This window comes from Chryseobacterium sp. MA9 (genome assembly GCF_024399315.1).
GTDB lineage: Bacteria > Bacteroidota > Bacteroidia > Flavobacteriales > Weeksellaceae > Chryseobacterium.
This window is the reverse complement of the sequence record NZ_CP075170.1, coordinates 1,047,262-1,066,238: the sequence shown is the minus strand read 5'-3', so window position 1 is coordinate 1,066,238 and position 18,977 is coordinate 1,047,262. Positions and strand designations below refer to the sequence as shown.

At 33.6% G+C, this 18,977-nt stretch carries 21 protein-coding genes and 1 pseudogene; 5 read left to right on the top strand and 17 right to left on the bottom strand.

Annotated elements, in window-relative coordinates; genetic code table 11:
- Window positions 1-137: 137 nt before the first annotated feature.
- On the bottom strand, window positions 138-845 hold the full coding sequence (locus KIK00_RS04795) for a hypothetical protein (protein WP_255815431.1): 708 nt from the start codon (window positions 843-845) through the stop codon (window positions 138-140).
- A gap of 264 nt (window positions 846-1,109) precedes the next feature.
- Window positions 1,110-1,394, bottom strand: a complete 285-nt coding sequence (locus KIK00_RS04790; RefSeq protein WP_047374658.1) for a hypothetical protein — start codon at window positions 1,392-1,394, stop codon at window positions 1,110-1,112.
- Window positions 1,395-1,844: 450 nt separating this feature from the next.
- Here KIK00_RS04790 and KIK00_RS04785 point away from each other — a divergent pair, with 450 nt between their 5' ends.
- Window positions 1,845-2,633, top strand: coding sequence for a LexA family transcriptional regulator (locus KIK00_RS04785; RefSeq protein WP_255815430.1), 789 nt, complete (start codon window positions 1,845-1,847; stop codon window positions 2,631-2,633).
- A 76-nt stretch (window positions 2,634-2,709) separates the two neighbouring features.
- On the opposite strand, the gene xth is transcribed toward KIK00_RS04785, so the two are convergent.
- Window positions 2,710-3,489 carry an exodeoxyribonuclease III gene (gene xth / locus KIK00_RS04780; protein ID WP_255815429.1) on the bottom strand — a complete coding sequence of 260 codons (780 nt, stop codon included), beginning with the start codon at window positions 3,487-3,489 and terminating at the stop codon, window positions 2,710-2,712.
- Window positions 3,490-3,679: 190 nt separating this feature from the next.
- Between xth and KIK00_RS04775 the strand changes: the two genes are divergently transcribed.
- Window positions 3,680-4,129, top strand: a complete 450-nt coding sequence (locus KIK00_RS04775) for a tetratricopeptide repeat protein (protein WP_255815428.1) — start codon at window positions 3,680-3,682, stop codon at window positions 4,127-4,129.
- Between the two features lie 215 nt (window positions 4,130-4,344).
- Here KIK00_RS04775 and KIK00_RS04770 read toward each other — a convergent pair whose 3' ends face one another.
- From KIK00_RS04770 to KIK00_RS04725, 10 genes are all read right to left on the bottom strand, one after another.
- Window positions 4,345-4,614 (bottom strand): hypothetical protein, encoded by a 270-nt coding sequence (locus tag KIK00_RS04770; RefSeq protein WP_255815427.1) that lies wholly within the window; start codon window positions 4,612-4,614, stop codon window positions 4,345-4,347.
- 139 nt (window positions 4,615-4,753) lie between these two features.
- Entirely contained in the window at window positions 4,754-5,551 is a 798-nt protein-coding gene (locus KIK00_RS04765) for a hypothetical protein (RefSeq protein ID WP_255815426.1), read from the bottom strand.
- A 355-nt stretch (window positions 5,552-5,906) separates the two neighbouring features.
- Window positions 5,907-6,332: a hypothetical protein gene (locus KIK00_RS04760; protein ID WP_255815425.1), complete on the bottom strand. Its 426-nt coding sequence runs from the start codon at window positions 6,330-6,332 to the stop codon at window positions 5,907-5,909.
- A 4-nt stretch (window positions 6,333-6,336) separates the two neighbouring features.
- Entirely contained in the window at window positions 6,337-7,188 is an 852-nt protein-coding gene (locus KIK00_RS04755; RefSeq protein WP_255815424.1) for a DUF4329 domain-containing protein, read from the bottom strand.
- A gap of 389 nt (window positions 7,189-7,577) precedes the next feature.
- Complete coding sequence (locus KIK00_RS04750; protein ID WP_255815423.1) at window positions 7,578-7,976, bottom strand: hypothetical protein; 399 nt, start codon at window positions 7,974-7,976, stop codon at window positions 7,578-7,580.
- 124 nt (window positions 7,977-8,100) lie between these two features.
- On the bottom strand, window positions 8,101-8,520 hold the full coding sequence (locus KIK00_RS04745) for a hypothetical protein (RefSeq protein WP_255815422.1): 420 nt from the start codon (window positions 8,518-8,520) through the stop codon (window positions 8,101-8,103).
- Window positions 8,521-8,595: 75 nt separating this feature from the next.
- Window positions 8,596-9,231 (bottom strand): hypothetical protein, encoded by a 636-nt coding sequence (locus KIK00_RS04740; protein WP_255815421.1) that lies wholly within the window; start codon window positions 9,229-9,231, stop codon window positions 8,596-8,598.
- Between the two features lie 105 nt (window positions 9,232-9,336).
- Complete coding sequence (locus tag KIK00_RS04735; protein ID WP_255815420.1) at window positions 9,337-9,720, bottom strand: DUF2750 domain-containing protein; 384 nt, start codon at window positions 9,718-9,720, stop codon at window positions 9,337-9,339.
- A 10-nt stretch (window positions 9,721-9,730) separates the two neighbouring features.
- Complete coding sequence (locus KIK00_RS04730; RefSeq protein WP_255815419.1) at window positions 9,731-10,600, bottom strand: polymorphic toxin type 8 domain-containing protein; 870 nt, start codon at window positions 10,598-10,600, stop codon at window positions 9,731-9,733.
- Window positions 10,601-11,074: 474 nt separating this feature from the next.
- A complete protein-coding gene (locus tag KIK00_RS04725) occupies window positions 11,075-11,839 on the bottom strand; it encodes a hypothetical protein (protein ID WP_255815418.1) in 765 nt (254 codons plus the stop codon).
- A gap of 406 nt (window positions 11,840-12,245) precedes the next feature.
- Between KIK00_RS04725 and KIK00_RS04720 the strand changes: the two are divergent.
- Window positions 12,246-12,718 (top strand): annotated as a pseudogene (locus KIK00_RS04720) (hypothetical protein).
- 402 nt (window positions 12,719-13,120) lie between these two features.
- On the opposite strand, the gene KIK00_RS04715 reads toward KIK00_RS04720, so the two are convergent.
- Window positions 13,121-13,837 (bottom strand): aspartate/glutamate racemase family protein, encoded by a 717-nt coding sequence (locus KIK00_RS04715; protein ID WP_255815417.1) that lies wholly within the window; start codon window positions 13,835-13,837, stop codon window positions 13,121-13,123.
- Between the two features lie 86 nt (window positions 13,838-13,923).
- On the opposite strand from KIK00_RS04715, the gene KIK00_RS04710 reads away from it, so the two are divergent.
- Window positions 13,924-15,345, top strand: coding sequence for a PLP-dependent aminotransferase family protein (locus KIK00_RS04710; protein WP_255815416.1), 1,422 nt, complete (start codon window positions 13,924-13,926; stop codon window positions 15,343-15,345).
- Window positions 15,346-15,435: 90 nt separating this feature from the next.
- On the opposite strand, the gene KIK00_RS04705 is transcribed toward KIK00_RS04710, so the two are convergent.
- The 3 genes from KIK00_RS04705 to KIK00_RS04695 form a co-directional block, all read right to left on the bottom strand.
- Window positions 15,436-16,833: an alkaline phosphatase gene (locus KIK00_RS04705; protein ID WP_255815415.1), complete on the bottom strand. Its 1,398-nt coding sequence runs from the start codon at window positions 16,831-16,833 to the stop codon at window positions 15,436-15,438.
- A gap of 77 nt (window positions 16,834-16,910) precedes the next feature.
- A complete protein-coding gene (locus KIK00_RS04700; RefSeq protein WP_255815414.1) occupies window positions 16,911-18,113 on the bottom strand; it encodes a GTP-binding protein in 1,203 nt (400 codons plus the stop codon).
- Between the two features lie 4 nt (window positions 18,114-18,117).
- A complete protein-coding gene (locus tag KIK00_RS04695) occupies window positions 18,118-18,456 on the bottom strand; it encodes a MerC domain-containing protein (RefSeq protein ID WP_255815413.1) in 339 nt (112 codons plus the stop codon).
- 86 nt (window positions 18,457-18,542) lie between these two features.
- Here KIK00_RS04695 and KIK00_RS04690 point away from each other — a divergent pair, with 86 nt between their 5' ends.
- Complete coding sequence (locus KIK00_RS04690; protein ID WP_255815412.1) at window positions 18,543-18,932, top strand: Fur family transcriptional regulator; 390 nt, start codon at window positions 18,543-18,545, stop codon at window positions 18,930-18,932.
- Window positions 18,933-18,977 lie beyond the last annotated feature (45 nt).

Below are 18,977 nucleotides of genomic sequence, written 5' to 3'. Positions count from 1 at the left end.
TTTAAATTAGCTTATCCTGATAACAGAAAATCAATTATTTATGATATTCTGTTATCAGTTACAGGTTCTAACCACACTGTTGAATTTGGATGAGTTTTGGTTCTGTAGTAATCTGTATTAATTTTCTGGATTTATTCTTAGTTATTATTGTTAATAATCGGAGCAAGTTCTTTTTTTAATTCTTCAAACTTTTCTTTGCTCATCATATCAATTTCTACTAGTTCTTTTGCCTCTTTTAATTTTGCAATCGCTTCATCTCTAGTTATTTTTCTGTTTTTTAAAAGAATTTCACCAGACTCAATTCCTAACTCTGTGTCCATAACACTTAAATATTTATTAATTCCAAAAGCTCTATCATTTATTTCTCCCAAAACCATCACTACATACAAAGGTTTATTTTTACTGCCTCTATGATATGTTTTTATCTCTCTGACAATAACTTTGGTATTTTTTAAACTGTTATCTGCCATATTCTGTGCGTCACCACCCATAGCAGACATAATACTTCCGAATCCAGCTGGCCTCCCCATTTGTATAAATTCATAAGTTTTTTTTGAAGTACTTCTTGATTGTGCAATACCTCCTCTTGCTCTATTCCCATAACTTCCTGAATAAGTTCTTGTATTAAGTTCTTCAGAAGTAGGAGATCCTAATATTAAAGTATCACCTACCTTCACACTATTTTTACTCGTTGTTATATATTCCTTAACCTGAGCGCCATTTTTAATAGTGTTAAAAAAACTAATATCCTGAGTCTTTTCGTATGTCAATAAGTCAATATCTTCTTGAGCTTGAATATAAACTACTGATAAAAGAATAGTAAAAAAAGTAATTGTTTTTTTCATAATTGTTATTTAATATATTGGATTTCAATTCTTAGTTTACACAAATATAATACACTTATTGATATATAAAATGTGGAAAACCATAAAGCTCCGAAATACAAAGACTTTGGGGCTTAATTGATAATGTTGCTTTATTTGATTTTCATCAAAAAGACCACGGAATAAAGATAAGTACTTGATTGAGGATGTTATAAATTATCTGCATGGATATAAAAAATCCGCTCTTTTCAGAGCGGAATGATTTTTAATGTCTATTCTTACTGATTAGCAAGTAGAACCACACTCAAGTAATTTGATGTGAATTACACCATTTACAACACATTGTGTTTGGCATAAAGCGTTAGTTACAACAGTGCTTACACCGCCAACTACACCACCTACTGTAGATCCTACGCCAGTAACTACACCACCAACGATAGTACCTACTCCGCCTACTACTCCACCAACTACACCTCCTAATCCACCTAGTAAAGTACCGATTGGATCTAGTAATCCGTTACCTGAAATAGCTTTTAATTCGTTTCTGTCTAATTTTTTTAAGTTTTTCATAACTATAATTTTATATGATTATTACATCACGAATATATGAATAATAATATTACAATTGCAAATTATTTTCAATAAATTAATCATATGTTTTTATTATTTAATATTTCATTAATATATGTGTATTTTAGTAAAAATATGGTTTTCACTTATATGTGATTGATTTACTAAATGTTAAAAATAATAATTCAATTTGTGAAATTTAGAGTTATTATTTCTGTACTAAATTCTATTTATTAATGATTATTATTTAAACTATGCAAAGCCTTCTATATTTGTTCAGAAATCAACTTTCAGCGTGTTAAAATTGACTGTTCGGGTATGAAAATTTGTTCGTTTTTAGTAAAAAATGGAAAGAGGATCAGACAAATTTTCTTATATCTTATAGTAAAACCTGCTCCGGTGGTTGGTAACGCATTCAAATTTTGTATTTTTGCTTACATACTTTTATCAATGTCAATTTTTTCAAATAATATACGCTTCTTAAGGGCCAAGAGAAAGCTCTCACAACAAAATGTGGCCGATGAACTGATGATTTCCAGAGTCCGGTATTCAAAATATGAGAACGGAATATCTGAACCTCCTATCGAACTTCTTATAAAAATCTCTAAATATTTTCATGTAAGCATTGATCTTATGCTGTCCGTAGATATCCAGAAGTACCCTATGGATGATATGCTGAAACTGCCGGACAACAGAATTGTTCTTCCCGTGGCGGTAGATACCCATGGAAATGATACAATAGAAATTATCCCTCAAAAAGCTTCTATGGGATATCTGGAAGGTTATAGTGATGTAGATTATATTGAGAGTCTTCAACGTATTGCTCTTCCTTTTCTTACTAACGGAAAATACAGAGCATTCCCTGCAGATGGAGATTCTATGCCTCCATTCAGAAACGGATCCTATATTGTAGGAAAATATGTGGAAGGAATCAATGATTTGAAACAGGGAAAAACCTATGTTTTTGTAACGTTGAATGACGGGATTACTTATAAACGTTTTAAGGAAAGAAGAGAAAATGCAATCTGTGTAAGCGCTGACAATTCTTTTTATGAACCTTATGAGATTCCGTTTGAAGAAGTTGTAGAAATCTGGCAGTATGCTTCAGGAATTTTTCCGGAGGATTTTGAGCCTGGTGACTATGAAAGCTATAACTTTAAAGAAATGTTCCGTGAGCTGAGACAGGATATCAGGGACCTTGATAAAAAGGTTTCTGGCCGCCGCAGAAAACAGTCTTAATTATTTACAATACTTATTATATAATATATGCTCCTGATTTTTACATCGGGAGTATATTATTTATGAATTTCTGTAATTACAGTTCATCCGAAAGTTCAATCCACACGGGAGCGTGATCGCTGCTTTTTTCCCAGCCGCGTACATAGCTGTCTACTCCACCAGATGCTAATCGTGAGTGAAGATAAGGACTTAGTAAAATATGATCAAGCCTCATTCCAGCATTTCGATCGTAAGCTTTATATAAGTAATCCCAAAAGGTATAGACTTTTTCATCCGGATAAAGACTTCGTATAGCATCAAGCCAGCCTTTTTTCTGAAGATCCTTATACGCTTTTCTTACTTCTGTTCTGTACAGGGCGTCATTTTCCCAACGCTCAGGCTTATATACATCAATAGGTTCTGGAATAATATTGAAATCACCAATAAGGATGGCAGGAAGTTCCAGCTTGATCAGCTGGTTGGTTCGCCTTTTAAAACGTTTGAGCCAGGATAATTTATAATCGAATTTAGATCCGGGATAAGGATTGCCATTCGGGAGATAAAGACAGCAGATAACCATTTTATTAATGATTGCTTCAATATAACGGCTTTGAACGTCTTCCGTATCACCCGGTAAAGATCTTTGCACCTCTGTAATCTCTCTGTTTTTTGCCAGTATAGCGACTCCATTCCAACTTTTTTGCCCATTCCAGATAGCCTCATAGCCTGCTTTGTTAATTTCCTGTAAGGGAAAACGTTCCTGAGGTGCTTTCAATTCCTGAAGACAGACAATATCGGGTGCTGCTTCTTTCAGCCATTTCAATAAAACAGGCAGCCGGCCGTTGATTCCGTTGACATTATAGGTTGCTATTTTCATGATGAAGGTTTTGAGAAAATCAATTATTTTAAATTACGACAATAATTATTCCATCATAAATATCTATTAGGTGATGTTTTATAGAATAATAATCTTAAAAATATAAGTTTTGATGAATAATCTCTGGGCTGTGAGGTAAAAGTTCAATATATTTGTGATACAAGATGTAGCTTATTAATAATAACCCTCGATGAAAAGATATCCGACCTTTTTATTAGCATTACTTTTTCCAATTACAATGTATGGCCAGCAGAATCTTACTGCTGATGAACTGTTTGTTAAAGCCCGCAATACTGCTTTTGAACAGAAAGACTATACTACATCTATAGCACTGGCCAAAGAGGCATTGGAAAAAGCTCCCAATTATACTGATATTTCCGTTTTTCTTGGAAGATTATATACCTGGAATAAAGATTTGGCTGCAGCAAGCCCCACACAGCTTTGGATAGTCTGGGTCTCACTTTCCATCATGGCAATAAGCGCTGCCGGACAGTCGGTTACCAGACATGCTGTTTCTGCAAAAATATCTAACTGGGGATCTTTTTCCAGATTTAAAAGGTCAAAAAACTCCAGTTTCCTCATTCGGCTTTCTTCATTTGCAGGAATTGGATACTTCTTCATATATTATTTCAAGGATTAGAGATTTTTCTTTTTTGATTATTAAAAAATGATAATCAGAGCCTTAAAGTTGATATTTTAAACATTTTTAAGTACTTTAAATTATTATTTTAATAGGTAAACCAAAATACGAAATAATTTTGTATTCCATTATAGTAAATTTGACAATAAAGGTATATATCTGATGATTTCAAATGAATTGAAGTGAATTCTGGATTTTAAAAGAAGTAATAGGTATTATGAAAATAAAAAAGTACCACATCTTATGATATGGTAACTCCAGCCTGTTTCTGTCTGTTTTTCCTGTCCTTGTGTGGAATATCTATAATTTGGAGTGATTGAATTTGAAGTATTCAACTCCCCTCCAAACTCTAACCCGAAAGGATAAAAATGGGTGGTTCTATCTGTCTTCAGATTTCCGGAAGCATCCTTGTAATACGCCAGTCTGATGTTTCCTACCTGATCGGTAGCATAAATATTAGCTTTCTTTAAAAAGTAAACAGGCAACCATTTATATTGCCTGTTTTTAAGATTAGTTATTTAACGTAGTTGGTAACAGTTTTTGTTTGACAAGAAATGAAGAAAAAAGATAATAAGGTTAGAAAGGAGCTAGTTCGAGTTATTATTGTTTGCATTATTATTTGTTTTACCATTTTAAATTATCAAGCAATTTGTCTTCATTTAAATTTAAGATAGCTATATTATTATTTTCTTTTCCTATAATATTGAATAAAACGAAATTATTAAATTCCTTTATCGGTAGATTTTCAGATAATTTATTCTCTCCATTAAAAGATATTAACTTCAAATCTCCATTAAGATTTTGATAGTAAAATTGGTGATTATTAATAAAGATTATAGGTCTCGAATATGCGATTGTACAAAATAAATAAATCGAATTACTACTAAGTAAATTTTCGTTAGTTTTAATATTGTAAATGTTAAATTTATTGTTTTGATATCGATAAGAAAAGTCACTATTATTACTTAATTCTTTCACTATGTTAGGACGTTCAACAGGCAACATTAAAACTTGACTAATTTGCTTCGAATTTGCTCCCCTTAAAATTTCATTATAGTTCACATCAGTAGGAATTTTTCCTTTTTTCAGTATAGCAAATTCTATTATTTTTAGATTATCCAACAAATCAAAATTGTATGCATTAACATGTAAAAAAATATTTTTTTTATTTCTGAAAAAATATTTTGGATGTTGATCTGGAATCATTTCTAAAAAAATTTCAATAGAATCATCATAATTATATTTTTTAGATAATTCTTGAACATATTCACCAATTATGATCCCTTTGTTAATTTCCTCTCTGTAAGAAAAACAGGATATATGTACTGTAACATTTCCACTAGTATGGTGCAGTGTAACGTTTTTTGCGTCGATATTTACACAAAAAACACATATTAAAAATATTATTAGTTGCTTTATCATTTCTTTTGAATATATTTATCTTCTTTCTCTCCAGTTGGGAGTTTTTCAGGTGTTATTTTTTCAGTATTTTTATTCGTTGGATTTTTTTTCAATTTTGGATCTTTTGGCATACTGGTAGAATCAGGTTTCATTTTCTCCCGATCTGTACCATTTTTAGTTCCAGGACCATAAATGAATGCATAACCTCCAGGAGTTATTACACATCACCTTCAGAGTTTATTTACATCTAAATCTCTTTTATGAATATTTATTAGATCAATAAAAACCCTTTTTATATAATACAAAATTTCAACCATAACATTCACAAAAAAACAAAACCACCGCTTTTAGCAGTGGTTTATATTATAGAATTAGATTACAGATCAGTACTGTCAAATTCATAGATCTGTTGAACATTTTCAACATTATTCAAAACCCCACCATATTTACTATAAGCTTTCTTAAAAACTTCAATTTTTGGGATATAATATTCTCCAAGGATTACCACATACTTACCGTCAAGTTTTTTTTTATAAAGATCATCAATCATATCATATGAAAGTAATAAAAAAATTGAATTTTTTGTATTTCTATAGGTTAGATCATCCTTTGTTAAATATATTCCATTGTTCTCTTTTTCCAAAGCTAAAAAACCTTTAATAATTACTTTTTTATTTTCAAACTTCTCAGGTGTGACTATTAAATTAACTATAGATGTTTGAACAGGTTTCTCTTTAATAATATCTTGTGAAAAAACAGGATTAAAGAATAAAGCAAATATAAATAAGCAGATTAGTTTCATTATTTTAATTGATTTTATTATTATTTTTCTCTTTTGCAGGCTCTTGTACTTTTGGCACAACTACCTGACCATTACTATCAATAATCAAAGGATCATATGTTGGACAAATTGTGGGATCTTGCTTATTCTTTCTTGTTGGACTTAAAGGGTCACTAGGTATAGGAGTCGATGTTTTCACAGTGCGATTTTTCCTACTTCCTGGTGCGTCCGGATTTGGATCATAAATAATTAATTGACCATTTGGAGTTACCACGTACTGAATAGATCTTTTTGACCAATCTCCACTTCCTCTTGCAGAATATATATCCTGACTACTCATCTTATTATCATCTTCAACATAATTCTTTTTTCGTCCAGCCATATCAGCAGCATGGCTATGTCCATCACCAGCCTTAGTTGTTTCCTCCGGAATTTCCAAATCAACTAATGCACTCGTACCAGGAATCTTTATTCCATTTATATCATAATTAATTTGACCCTGTGGCTGTACATAGGAGTAATACGTTTTCCCGTCCTTTGTTGTTCCAGCATAAAAAGTTGTTCCTAATTCCACATTTAAAACTATAGAAGTACTGTTATACTGAACAGCAAAGTTTTCTGCCGCATCATCTAAAGTATTATAATGTACATATGGCTCTAATCCCTCAAGTTCCCTTGCATCAATAACTCTGTTTCCACTAAAAGCATACGTGGACCAAGTATTGTACTTTTCACTTAACGGATCAACATTAAAGAACCTTCCCATTGCAGCATCATAGTTCCTCCACTTATAAGAACTCCAGCCTGTTTCTGTCTGTTTTTCCTGTCCTTGTGTGGAATATCTATAATTTGGAGTGATTGAATTTGAAGTATTCAACTCCCCTCCAAACTCTAACCCGAAAGGATAAAAATGGGTGGTTCTATCTGTCTTCAGATTTCCGGAAGTATTCTTATAATAGCTTCATAAAATAAATATAACCAACATATTATAAATATTGTTTGATTATTTATTATAAATTACTATATCAAAATATAGCCCGTAAGAATATATTAAAAAAAATAGTATGTTAATTGTTAAAAATAACCATTTAAATTTGTTTTTGAGTTTTATTGAAACAATACTTCCATATAAACTATATAAACAACCGATCAAAGAAAGGATAATCATAACATTTTGTGCCGTTAAAAATGCATAATCACTTTTAGAAAAAGTTACTATTAGTAGGAAATACACAATGTTAATCAGTAAAATTATAATATTTTTTTTCATGATTTCTTTTTTTCTTTTGTATTTAATTCTCTTACTATAGCATTGTACGCATTATAGCGGTATTTATTATCAATTTCAGTATGTGCGGCATTTACAGGAACATTTATTCCTTTTGTTTTTGAAGGATCATTAATTTCAATATCTTCTCCACCTATCCCGGAATGCATGAATCCATCATTTTTATTATAATAATTAACAGCAGTTTTAACATTAGATGGTATGTTATCATCATCAATGCCTGCTCTTGGATCATCAGCTATATCTAACGTAAATAATAAGTCAAACCAATACTGGATATTATTAAAATCAGCTTCAGAAATATTTAACTCTTTGGCTAATACTTTTGATTTCGCAAGTTCACTGTTTTTAAAAATCCAATATGGATTATCTGTCATAATTTCCTTTTAATTTAATACTCCGATCTAATGTTTCCTAGCTAATTTGCAAAGTGTCTTTATTAAAATTTAGGGTGTTAAAAAATAATACCCTAAATAAGCAACAAGTTTTTAAATTTATATTCTATTGGGTTTTGCAAATTTCAGAAGCGAAGACATCTCCTTCAAATTGAGTCTCAATAATAGCACATTTACCCTCTATCTTTTTGATTGTACAAAGATAACCACCATGAGAGTTAATATATTTGTCAGTTTCGTCATGCTGGCTTTTGGTAAGATCTAATAGTAATATATATTGGCAGTTACTCTTCCATAGTATCTTATAGTATCTATCCTTCGATATCTTTTTATTTGTAGAAAGATCAAAAGTTTCTTCTACTTGAAAATCATTAGATCTTTGTATAAGGTATCTCTTATTTGTTTTTTTATTCAATAATTCAAACTTCCCAGATTTAAAGTCTGAACAAGTAGAATGCTCCATATCAATTATTTTTGCATTATCATTAACAAAAAAACAAGCAAAAACTATAAATATTAATTTCACGTTAATCCTTTTATTATTATGAAGATTAGCATATCATTTTGATACGCTAATCTTGAGTTATTTTTAGATTGAGAGTTATTCCTCTTCATCCTGACGTATTTCAATATTTCCATCTTTCATAAGGAATCTGTATCCGAAAGGTATTGCTAAGTACTTTAAAATATCAGGCCGAGCAAATGCAACATGATAAAAATGCACCATTTTCAATGATTTAATATCGTCATTATAGTCGTCTGTAATAAGATACCAACCACTTTCGTCCTGAGGTGAATCATATCTAATTCCTTCAATATCCTTTCCTTCGTAAACACCATCTGAAATAACAACTGATTGATTGAAGTTTGGAAAGAGAGGAATAAGATTCTGCTGCCAACATGTTTCGCTTTGCTGTCTAACAACCGAAATTGCCGTGTCACAACCTTTATTAAAGTTGCTACCGTCTACATTTGCCTCATATAGATCATAGCAGTTCTCTTGATCCAGTCTAAATTGCAAAAGCCATGAATAATAGCTAATATTTTGGTTTTCAGAAATGATCGGTTTACTATCTACAATATAATCTATAATGTACTTAATAACATCTACATAGCTTTCGGGTTGATGATTACCAATGGCAACTCTAATTTCTTTAGAGATATAAGAACCTAATCCTTCTGTATCCACATAAAGATTAGCCACTATATTTATTTTAATTCCTCTGAATATTATCATGAATGTTATTAAATTTTAAAAACGAAATATATTAACAAACCCTTGCATTTCTGCAAGGGCTGTTATTATACTATTGCAGAGACGAGCGAAACGCTCGCAAAAAGTTTATTCTATCTTATCCAGCTCATCTTGTAAATCTCGATCAAATTCTTCTAGGCTTACTACAAATCCTGATTTTCCATTTACAGGAAACACATTTATTAAATAATTTTCAGTGTTAATGATCTCGAACACGTCTTCTTTTAAATCATCTAAAGTTAATTTTATGGGTTTGTAATCTTCCCAGCCTTCTTCCAGATATAACGTAACAAACTCTTCAGCAGGCCAAAATGAGATAAGGCTAAATTCATCAATTTCTGAAATAACATAATTCCCATCCTGATCAATAATTGTCCAAAGTTGTTCGAAGTCTGCAGCCTTCTTAATAAAGTATTCATATCTTTTAAAAGGCTCTAATTTTAAAATGTTTTCGATTTCTTTGCTATGCATAATATTAATTTTATTTTTCACCTTCTACAGGTCTTTCTTTATTCTTTCTTCCTCCATTATCATATTTGTGCTGTTTCCTATGCAAACTCCTATCTTGTAAATGAGAATATTTATAAGAATAGCCTTTCTCTGCCTCTCGTCCTCTTTCATGGGCCAAATCCTTTCCGGGAGGGTTTCTGATTGTAGTTCTCTTTCCCTGTGCAACTTTATTTATATCAGACTTTAACCAACCTTTATCAGCTTTTCCTAGCTTAGGCTCTTCTGCCAGCTCTCTTAGTCTTGCCTGTTTACCGTTTCTTCCTGCTTTTTGTAAATTTTTAACTTCTTCAACAGCTTTTATGGCTGGAGCCTTTCCTCCCTGCATTGTAAGCACACCTTCAGGCCCACCAAGAGCTGCCATTCCTATTGTAGCCAGATCAAAAGAACCGTTTACAACTTTTTCTTTGAAAGATTCTTTTGGAACTCCTGTTAACAAAGTTAAGCCGCCGTCACCTTCAACTACATACTTATTACTTACAGCATTATTGGTAAGTACGTTAACCGTTCTTGCCAATGAGTTAGCCACAGCAGCTCTTACACTATTAATTCCTCCACCAATAAATTCGGCAAACTCTACTGGGTCATCTGGTAAATCCTGCTCTCTTTTTGTGCTTTGCCACTCTAAGCCCTCTAATTCTCTTCCATCAACAACTCTATTTTCAGAAAAATTATAATGCGATTGATAAGCATATTTTTCACTTAAAGGGTCGATATTAAAGAACCTTGCCATCCCAGCATCATAGTTTCTCCATCGGTAAGAACTCCATTTGGTATCAATCTGGTTTTCCTGTCCCTGAGAAGAGTATCTATAGCTCGGAGTTAGTGTACCATTAATACTCAAATCTCCGCCAAATTCAAGCCCGAAAGGATAGTAATGGTTGGTTCTGTCAATTTTGAGATTTCCGGAAGCATCCTTGTAATACGCCAGTCTGATATTTCCTACCTAATCAATATACTTGTAAATATTGATTTTCTTCAAAGAAATAACAGGTAGCCTAATGGCTATCTGTTTTATGCATATTTAATAATAGAAACCATTTTTTTGAATTTCCCTACTATCTTACATCTAATTGTATAAACACTAACGATAAATAAACGATTAGAATAAGTAAAATAATATTAATCAAAATACAAATTATATCTTTCAAAGATATTTTTACTTTTGTGTATACTAAGTTAATTCCTAATAATAATCCAATTGATATACCTGAGTAAAGAAGTAAATTTTTATTATCTCCTACATTTATATGTATATAACATATAAATGTACTATAAATCCAAATTAGTAAATTGGATATAAATATTATATAATTTTTCATTGCTTTTTATCTTCTTTTTTGTTTAATTCTCTTATTACAGCATTATATGCATTATATTGATACTTATTATCTATTTCAAAATATATTCCGAGTAGCGCCCCACCATCACGGGTTGGAATCATCTTTTCCATCTCGCCTAAGCCCTTTCCACCTAAAACAAGCTGGGATAATTCTTTGCCGTCTTTGTCTAATCTGGTAATTAAAACATCTTTAGAACCGTAACCTTTTGAAGAGTTTTGTACATTTCCGGCAACAAAGAATCCCAAATCTGTAGTCTGAATCACAGCTCTGGCTTCTTCGTCTGAAGAACCCCCTAAAGTTTTCTGCCACAATTCATCTCCGAATTCGTTGATTCTGATCAGCCAGATATCTGATCCACCTTTAGAATCTTCTTTTTTATCTAATCCTTTTCCAGAATAAGAGGTTCCGGCTAAAAGAAATCCACCATCCTGCGTGGTAACTGTTGCTGATAAATAATCATGGTTTTGTCCTGAAAAATATTTTTCCCAGACTTCATTTCCTTGTTGATTTAGTTTTACAAGATGAAAATCGTAACCATTATTTTGCTTACTGCCTGAAACTTGCTGCTTATCGCTTTGGATAGAACTTCCCGTGATAAGATATTGCTGATCAATTGTTGTGGTGACTTGACTCAAAAAATCCTGAGTAGAGGATTGGATGTCTTTCTGCCATACCACTTCCTGGGCAGAGATACCCAAGACCGTGCATAAAGAGAATGCACCGATATAGAATTTTTTCATTCTCGTGTTGTTTTCTAAGTTATTAATTAGTTTGTTAAAACGCTGCGAATTTAATATTTTTTAAGATGTAAAAATCACTTTAATGCGGTATTGTGTAAATTATACTATTTATTATTTAGTTCTCTTTATTTATATTGAAATTCATTTTATTCTGATGTAAAATTATCTCCTGACAACGACAGAACATGTCATATTAAAAAATAATCGGAGCATTCAATCCAATTATGAGATTATATCATATATAAAAACAGCTTTCCTGTAATTTTTAAAGAATAAAATACAATTTCTATATTATCTTTAATGATTTCATGATCAGCTATTGTAATGCTTTGTTTTTATCAATAGGTTTACTGCAAAGTTCATAGAGAGCTTTCTCAAAAAGTAAAACCAATAAAAAATACAAATAATGGCACTCACAAACCTAAACAACACCCATCTTACAGCGGCTCAAACAGCACTTACCTCTCTGGAAACAGCTTTGGCTGTCATCACAGTAAATCTTTCATCAGAAACCGTCAGAAATATGGCAGTATCAACGAACAGAATAAACTTTTGGTTAACAAAGTAGCAGATTATAATAACAACCAGCCTACCTTAAGTGCCTCCGAAATTGATTGGGAAGAATTCAACAGGGATTTTACTTCCAGACAAAACTACGAGGCCTTTATTGCCAGACTGGAGAGTCTTATTACAAGGCTGAAAAGTGCTAAGATCTTACATGATTATGACAATTACCAGGCAGCACTTACAGACTATGCTTATACAGCATATAAAGCAGGAACAGCATCTCCGGGATTTGAAGTAAAACAGAATGAACTGAAACAATTTTTCGGAAAAAGTACCAAAACGGATGAGACGCTTCCCAAAGAGAACAAATAAAATCATGAAAAGATCCAGAACATAGTTTTGGATCTTTTTATTTCTATCGTAGGATAAAATAATCTATCTTTCGCCGTCTTGGAATACTCCGTTTGGGTTCTGAACCACTCAGTACATGGCTTTGATTTGTTTTTTGGGGTTATATAACGGGAAATTTGGTATAAGAGACCTGAACGGAAGGTAAAAAGACCGCAAAAGATTATTTTACAACCAAAAAATTGAGGTATCATATCCCCTCTTGTTATATCCGGAGACCAAAAAAAGTAGCAATGAGTATTATGAAAATAAAAAGTACCATATCAAATAATATGGTACTTATGTTTGAAACCATTAATAAATTGAACTCATTGATTATTATTGGTTTCTTTTGAATTGAACTGTATTTAATTGTATTTTAGTGTTTTATGAAATAGCTGTTATGTTGTGCTTTGAAACGGCAAATGCTACAGCAGCATCTACATGAATTTGAATGGTATCAAATACCGGAACAGAGACATCCTCCTGTTTGATCAGAAGTGGAATTTCTGTGCAGCCTAAAATAATTCCCTCTGCTCCACGGTCTGTAAGCTCCTGAATAATCTTCAGATAATTTTTTTTGGTTTCAGGATTAATAATTCCTCTGCTTAATTCGTTTCTTAAAATATCCTCTATATAATCTCTGTCTTCAGTTTTCTCGGGAATAAGAGGCTCCAGACCGCCTTCTATCAGTTTATCCTTATAAAAATCCAGCTCCATCGTATAGCTTGTTCCTAATAAACCGATTTTTTTTAATCCTTTTTGTTTAACGGCATTGGCGGTAGCAGTTGTAATATGAATGAGTGGTAATCCTATTTTCTCTTCAATCCTGTCGGCAACAATATGGGCTGTGTTGGCACAAAGTACAATAGCTTCCGCTCCGGACTTTTTTAAATTTTCGGCAGCATTGTACAGAAGTTCAAAGGTAGCATCCCAGTCGTAATCTGCATTAAATTGCTGAAAATGGTTAAAGTTGACAGAATAAATAATACATTCCGCAAAATTCAATCCACCTAATTGCTGATTAATTCCTTCATTTAAAAGACGGTAGTAGTCTAAAGTAGAAGCCCAGCTGATGCCCCCTACCAATCCTAATTTTTTCATATTCTTCTTATTTTTTTTGTTCAGTAAAAGTAGATATCTTTGCCGTATTGTAACAGATACAAAAAATGAATATATTAGTATAACAGATGAAAGATTTTCAATACATAGCACTTGCAGATAAGTTTGAGCTGTCCATTAATAACGGAATGTATCCCGTTGGGGCCAAACTTCCATCATTACGCAGTATCCAGCAACAGTTGAAAATAAGTGTTGGGACTATTCTGAAAGCTTTCACTCTATTGGAAGATAAGGGTTTGGTGGCAGGAAAAGAAAGGTCAGGATTTGTTGTACTCCGCACTTCAGTTTCTTCTGTAAGTCTGCCAAAGCAGGTAGAAAATAACACTCTTGCTCAAAAAATAGCTATTGGAAAAGTTTTGCAGGAAGTATCATTTCCTGATTCGGAAAACAAAACTTATATTTCATTTTTTAATGCTGTTTTGCATCCGGATCTTCTGCCTTTTAATGCTTTGCGGAGAAGTTTACAGCTGGCTTCCAGGGATTTAACAGGGCAGCATTTACAGTATGAGCCTGCTGCAGGAAATAGTAAGTTGAGAACTGAAATTGCCCGGAGGTCTTTCCTTTGGCAGGGTAATCTGGCGGCTGACGATGTGGTTATTACCAACGGTGCTTTGGAAGCAGTCAGTTTATGTCTGCGTGCTGTAGCAAAAACGGGTGATACTGTACTTGTGCAGTCTCCCATTTACCATGGTATTTTGCAGGCAATAGAAAGCCTTGATCTAAAAGTAATTGAATTTTCCGGCTGTCCTTTGACCGGAACCAATATTCAGGAATTGGAAGAAATCTGCAGCAGACAAAGAATTTCTGCATATATTTTAATTTCAAATTTTAATAATCCCAATGGGCTTACTTTAAATGATGAAAAGAAATCAGCAATTGCCGATTTTGCTGAAAAAATGAAAGTTCCGGTCATAGAAGATGATATTTATGGAGATTTACATTTCCAGACACAGCGTCCAACCACTATAAAAAGCTATGACAATCATGGCTGGGTTATGCTTTGCTCCTCTTTTTCTAAATCTGCTGCACCTGGTTACAGAATTGGCTGGTGTGCTGCAGGAAGGTTTACGGAACAGGTGATCAAATTGAAAGCTGTTACTAATGTTGCTACGGCAAGCATCGTACAGTCTTCTTTGTTACAGTTGCTGAAAACAGGAGCCTATGACCGTCATCTGCGTAAGCTTCGGCCTGAACTGCACAGACTGATGCTATTGACTATTCAGGCAATAGAAAAATATTTTCCACCCGATATCCGGATGAGCCGGCCCGAAGGAGGTTTGGTAGTATGGATAGAGCTGCCCGCCCACATTGATGCATTTGAACTTCAGAAAAAAGCCATTGATCAATTTGTAAATTTTGCTCCGGGACCACTTTTTTCAAATAATGGGGATTATAGAAACTATATCCGGATCAGCTGCAATAATGTTTGGAATGATAAAGTAGAAAATGCCCTGAAAAGATTAGGAGGTATCATAAAGCGTATGAAATGAATGATGGCGGATAAATATAAAAACAAGGCGGACACAATCAATCCGCCTTGCAATCTCCCAAATGATTAAATATGAAAAAAATATGAATGTCTATATTAAACAGGCTTTCAGCATAAGATCATGCAGGTCTGTATTTTTAATAAAAGGCTGTAAAAGTTCATTTCCAGGCCCATAGGCTGCTACTTCCACATAATCTCCCGAATGATCCATACTGATCCACCCTACTGAATTTCTGCTTTTCTGAATTTCTGAATAGAGCTTGAAAGGCAGTTTTTTATAATTATAAAGTCCTTCTTCTTCTTTTTCAAGCCCGCTGTAAAAACTCAGAAGATGTTTGGCTTCATCATCGTTTAAAACGATTTTGTTGCCTTCATAGATCCAGTCTTTAATATCTTTTATCGAATAATCTTTCTGAATTTTGTTCAGAATATATTCGTTGGTATATTGATACTCTGAAATACTGTTAAAGTTTTTGGTAGCATTGGTTCCGTAAATCGTTCCGGGATTGGCATTTCCATGATCTGTAGTGATAATGACTAATGTATTTCCGTCTTTTTCGGCAAAATCCATTACTGTTTTTACAGCCTCATCAAATGCCAGCTGATCGTGAATAAGTGCTGCTACATCATTGGCATGGGCTGACCAGTCTACTTTTCCGGCTTCTATCTGAAGAACAAAACCGCTGGGATGATCTTTCAACTGATTAATGGCGGTCTTTGCCATTTCAGCAAGAGTCGGTGTATTTTTGAATTCCGGAAGATGTGTTCTGTCAATGCTGTAAGGCAGTGCTCCTGTACTGAATATTCCTAATAACTTCTCTCCTTTTTTGATTTCTTTCAGGTCGTTTTGTGTTTTTAGAATCCTGTATCCTTTTTTGCTGTACACGGAATAGAGATCTTTCCTGTCTTCTCTTTTGGCAGGATTAAAAAATTCGTCTCCGCCTCCTAACAGTACATCCAGTTCCAGCTCGGCATACATTTCAGCTATTTGGGGTTCTGCATTTCTTTTTGAAGAATTTACGCAGAATCCTGCAGGAGTGGCATGCGTAATGGTAACGGTTGTCACACAGCCTGCTTTCTTTCCCGCTTTTTTATATTGCTGCCATATGGGAAGATGTTTTTCACCGTTAGTGCCTACATTCAGAGCTCCGTTATTAACTCTTATTCCTCCTCCGAAAGCGGAACTTGCTGCAGCGGAATCTGTTACAATAGAACTTGCAGAGGCAGTGTCCATCAAAGCTCGTGTCACTTTTTTCTCATGATACAGATTGAGCCAGTTACTCCCTTTTCCCAAAATATTCCGGGAATACAGATCAGCCATTGAAAGTGTTCCAAGACTCATTCCGTCACTTACCATAAAGATGATGTTCTTTGCTTTTCCTGCCCGGGGATTTTCTACAGTTTTCCCGAAGCTCCAGAGATCAGACGGTGATAAGGTCAATAATCCTGAAAGTAATGCTGAACCTTTTAGAAATTTTCTTCTGTCCATAATGTTTTGAAATAAGATGGGAAGTTATTGTATTTAGTCTTTTATCGAAATCAAGTTGCATTAATTAAAGGTTAATTTTAAATATTCTTTGGAAAAGGATCTTCAAAAGGTTGTTTTTGATCAAAAAGTTCTTTTTCCTGCTCATTAATAAGGCAATGCTGAAGGTCTGTTAACATTTGATCTTTATTCAGGTTCTGCCCGATAAATACAAGCTCATTGATTCTGTCGCCCCAGTTTATATCCCATCTGTTTTCTATAAATTCCTGATTTTCTGCAAATGAAGAATACTGTACCCGCTGGTTCATAGGCATGCTGCCCCACCATACCCCAGCCTTTTCCAGACGGAAAGAACCTCCGGCCTGGGAAAAATTCAAAGCATCGTCTGGTCTTGAGACCAGCCAGAACAATCCTTTTGCCCTTATTGTTCCTTCAGGATAATGATGATTCAAATATTTCCAGAGTCTTACAGGATGAAATGGTTTTCTATCTCTGAAAACCAGTGAGCTGATTCCATATTCCTCAGTTTCCGGGGTATGGTGCTCAGATTGTAATTCTTTTTGCCAGCCAGCTGAAGATTGTGCTTTATCAAAGTCAAAAAGCTGGGTATTTAAAATCTGCTGAGGTTCAACTTTACCAAATTCGGAATGCAGAATGACCGCATCAGGGTTTAATTTTTTAATGGCAGCTTTTAAAAATCCAAGTGTTTCGACGTTGATAAGATCTGTTTTGTTTAAAATAATCACATTGGCAAACTCAATCTGGTCTGTAAGAAGATTGACAATTGTTCTGTAATCTCCCTCCATATTGGTAAGGTCGCGATCCATCAACAGTTCATTGGAACCGAAATCTTTCATAAAATTGAAACAATCCACTACAGTTACCATCGTATCTACATAGCTGAAACGGGAAAGGTCTATTCCACTCTCATCATCAATATAGGTAAAGGTTTGGGCAACCGGAATGGGTTCACTGATTCCTGTACTTTCTATCAATAGGTAATCGAAACGATTTTCCTGAGCAAGACGTTCAACTTCTACCATCAGATCTTCGCGGAGTGTACAGCAGATACATCCGTTGCTCATTTCTACCAACTTTTCTTCCGTTCTTGAAAGGGTATTTTGATTTTCAACAAGACGGGCATCAATATTAACTTCGCTCATATCATTCACAATGACAGCTACTTTTAAGCCTTGTTTATTATGCAGAATATGATTGAGCAATGTGGTTTTCCCAGCTCCCAAAAAGCCACTGAGTACCGTTACAGGAAGTTTCTTCGTCATGTATTTAATGTTTATGATTTTTAAAATTGATGATATGGCCAGTAATTAAGCCTGCAGCTCCTACATAGATCAAAGGAATATGAACTTCAAATATCAGATCTGTGAGTACAGAAATAAAGATGAGAGAAACAGATATCCAGAATAGAAACTTCAGCCAGCGGTTGGTTATTTTTTTGGTTACTCTGAACACGACAATGGTACCAATACAAAGGAAAGCCAAATCAATATAAGGATTATGCGATATTCCCAAAGGAACAATCAGTAATAATGGGAAGACAATACAATGAATCAGGCATAAAACAGCAGCGGAGATTCCTACAGCATCAAGAATTTTTGACTTCATAATAGTATGGATTAATTTTCTTATCGTAACTTTGTTGCAAAAGTATAAATAAAAATTCAAATAACGCAACTTTGTTGCATTAAAACATGAAACAAGTTAGAAATACGCATGCTAAAACTGAAATTTTAAGTCTTATTAATGATTCAGATATAGCCCTTACTCACTCAGATATTCAGAAAAAACTGGGTGATCTATGCAATAGAGTAACGATTTACAGAGTATTGGAAAGGCTTGAAAATGAAGGTGCTATTCACAAAATCGTTAATATTGACGGGGTGGTGAATTTTGCGAAGTGCAGCGGGAAATGTACTCATGAACAGCATTTTCATAATCATGTTCATTTCAACTGCAAAGAATGTCATTCTGTAACATGTATTGAAAACGCGATTCCGGAAATCAGTTTACCGGAACATTTTATTGCACAGGAGTACAATTTTATCATCAGCGGGATCTGTCCGAAATGTGCTGATGCTTAGAACGATATATAATTAACAGGCAGATTCGCTAATTTGCAAATCTGT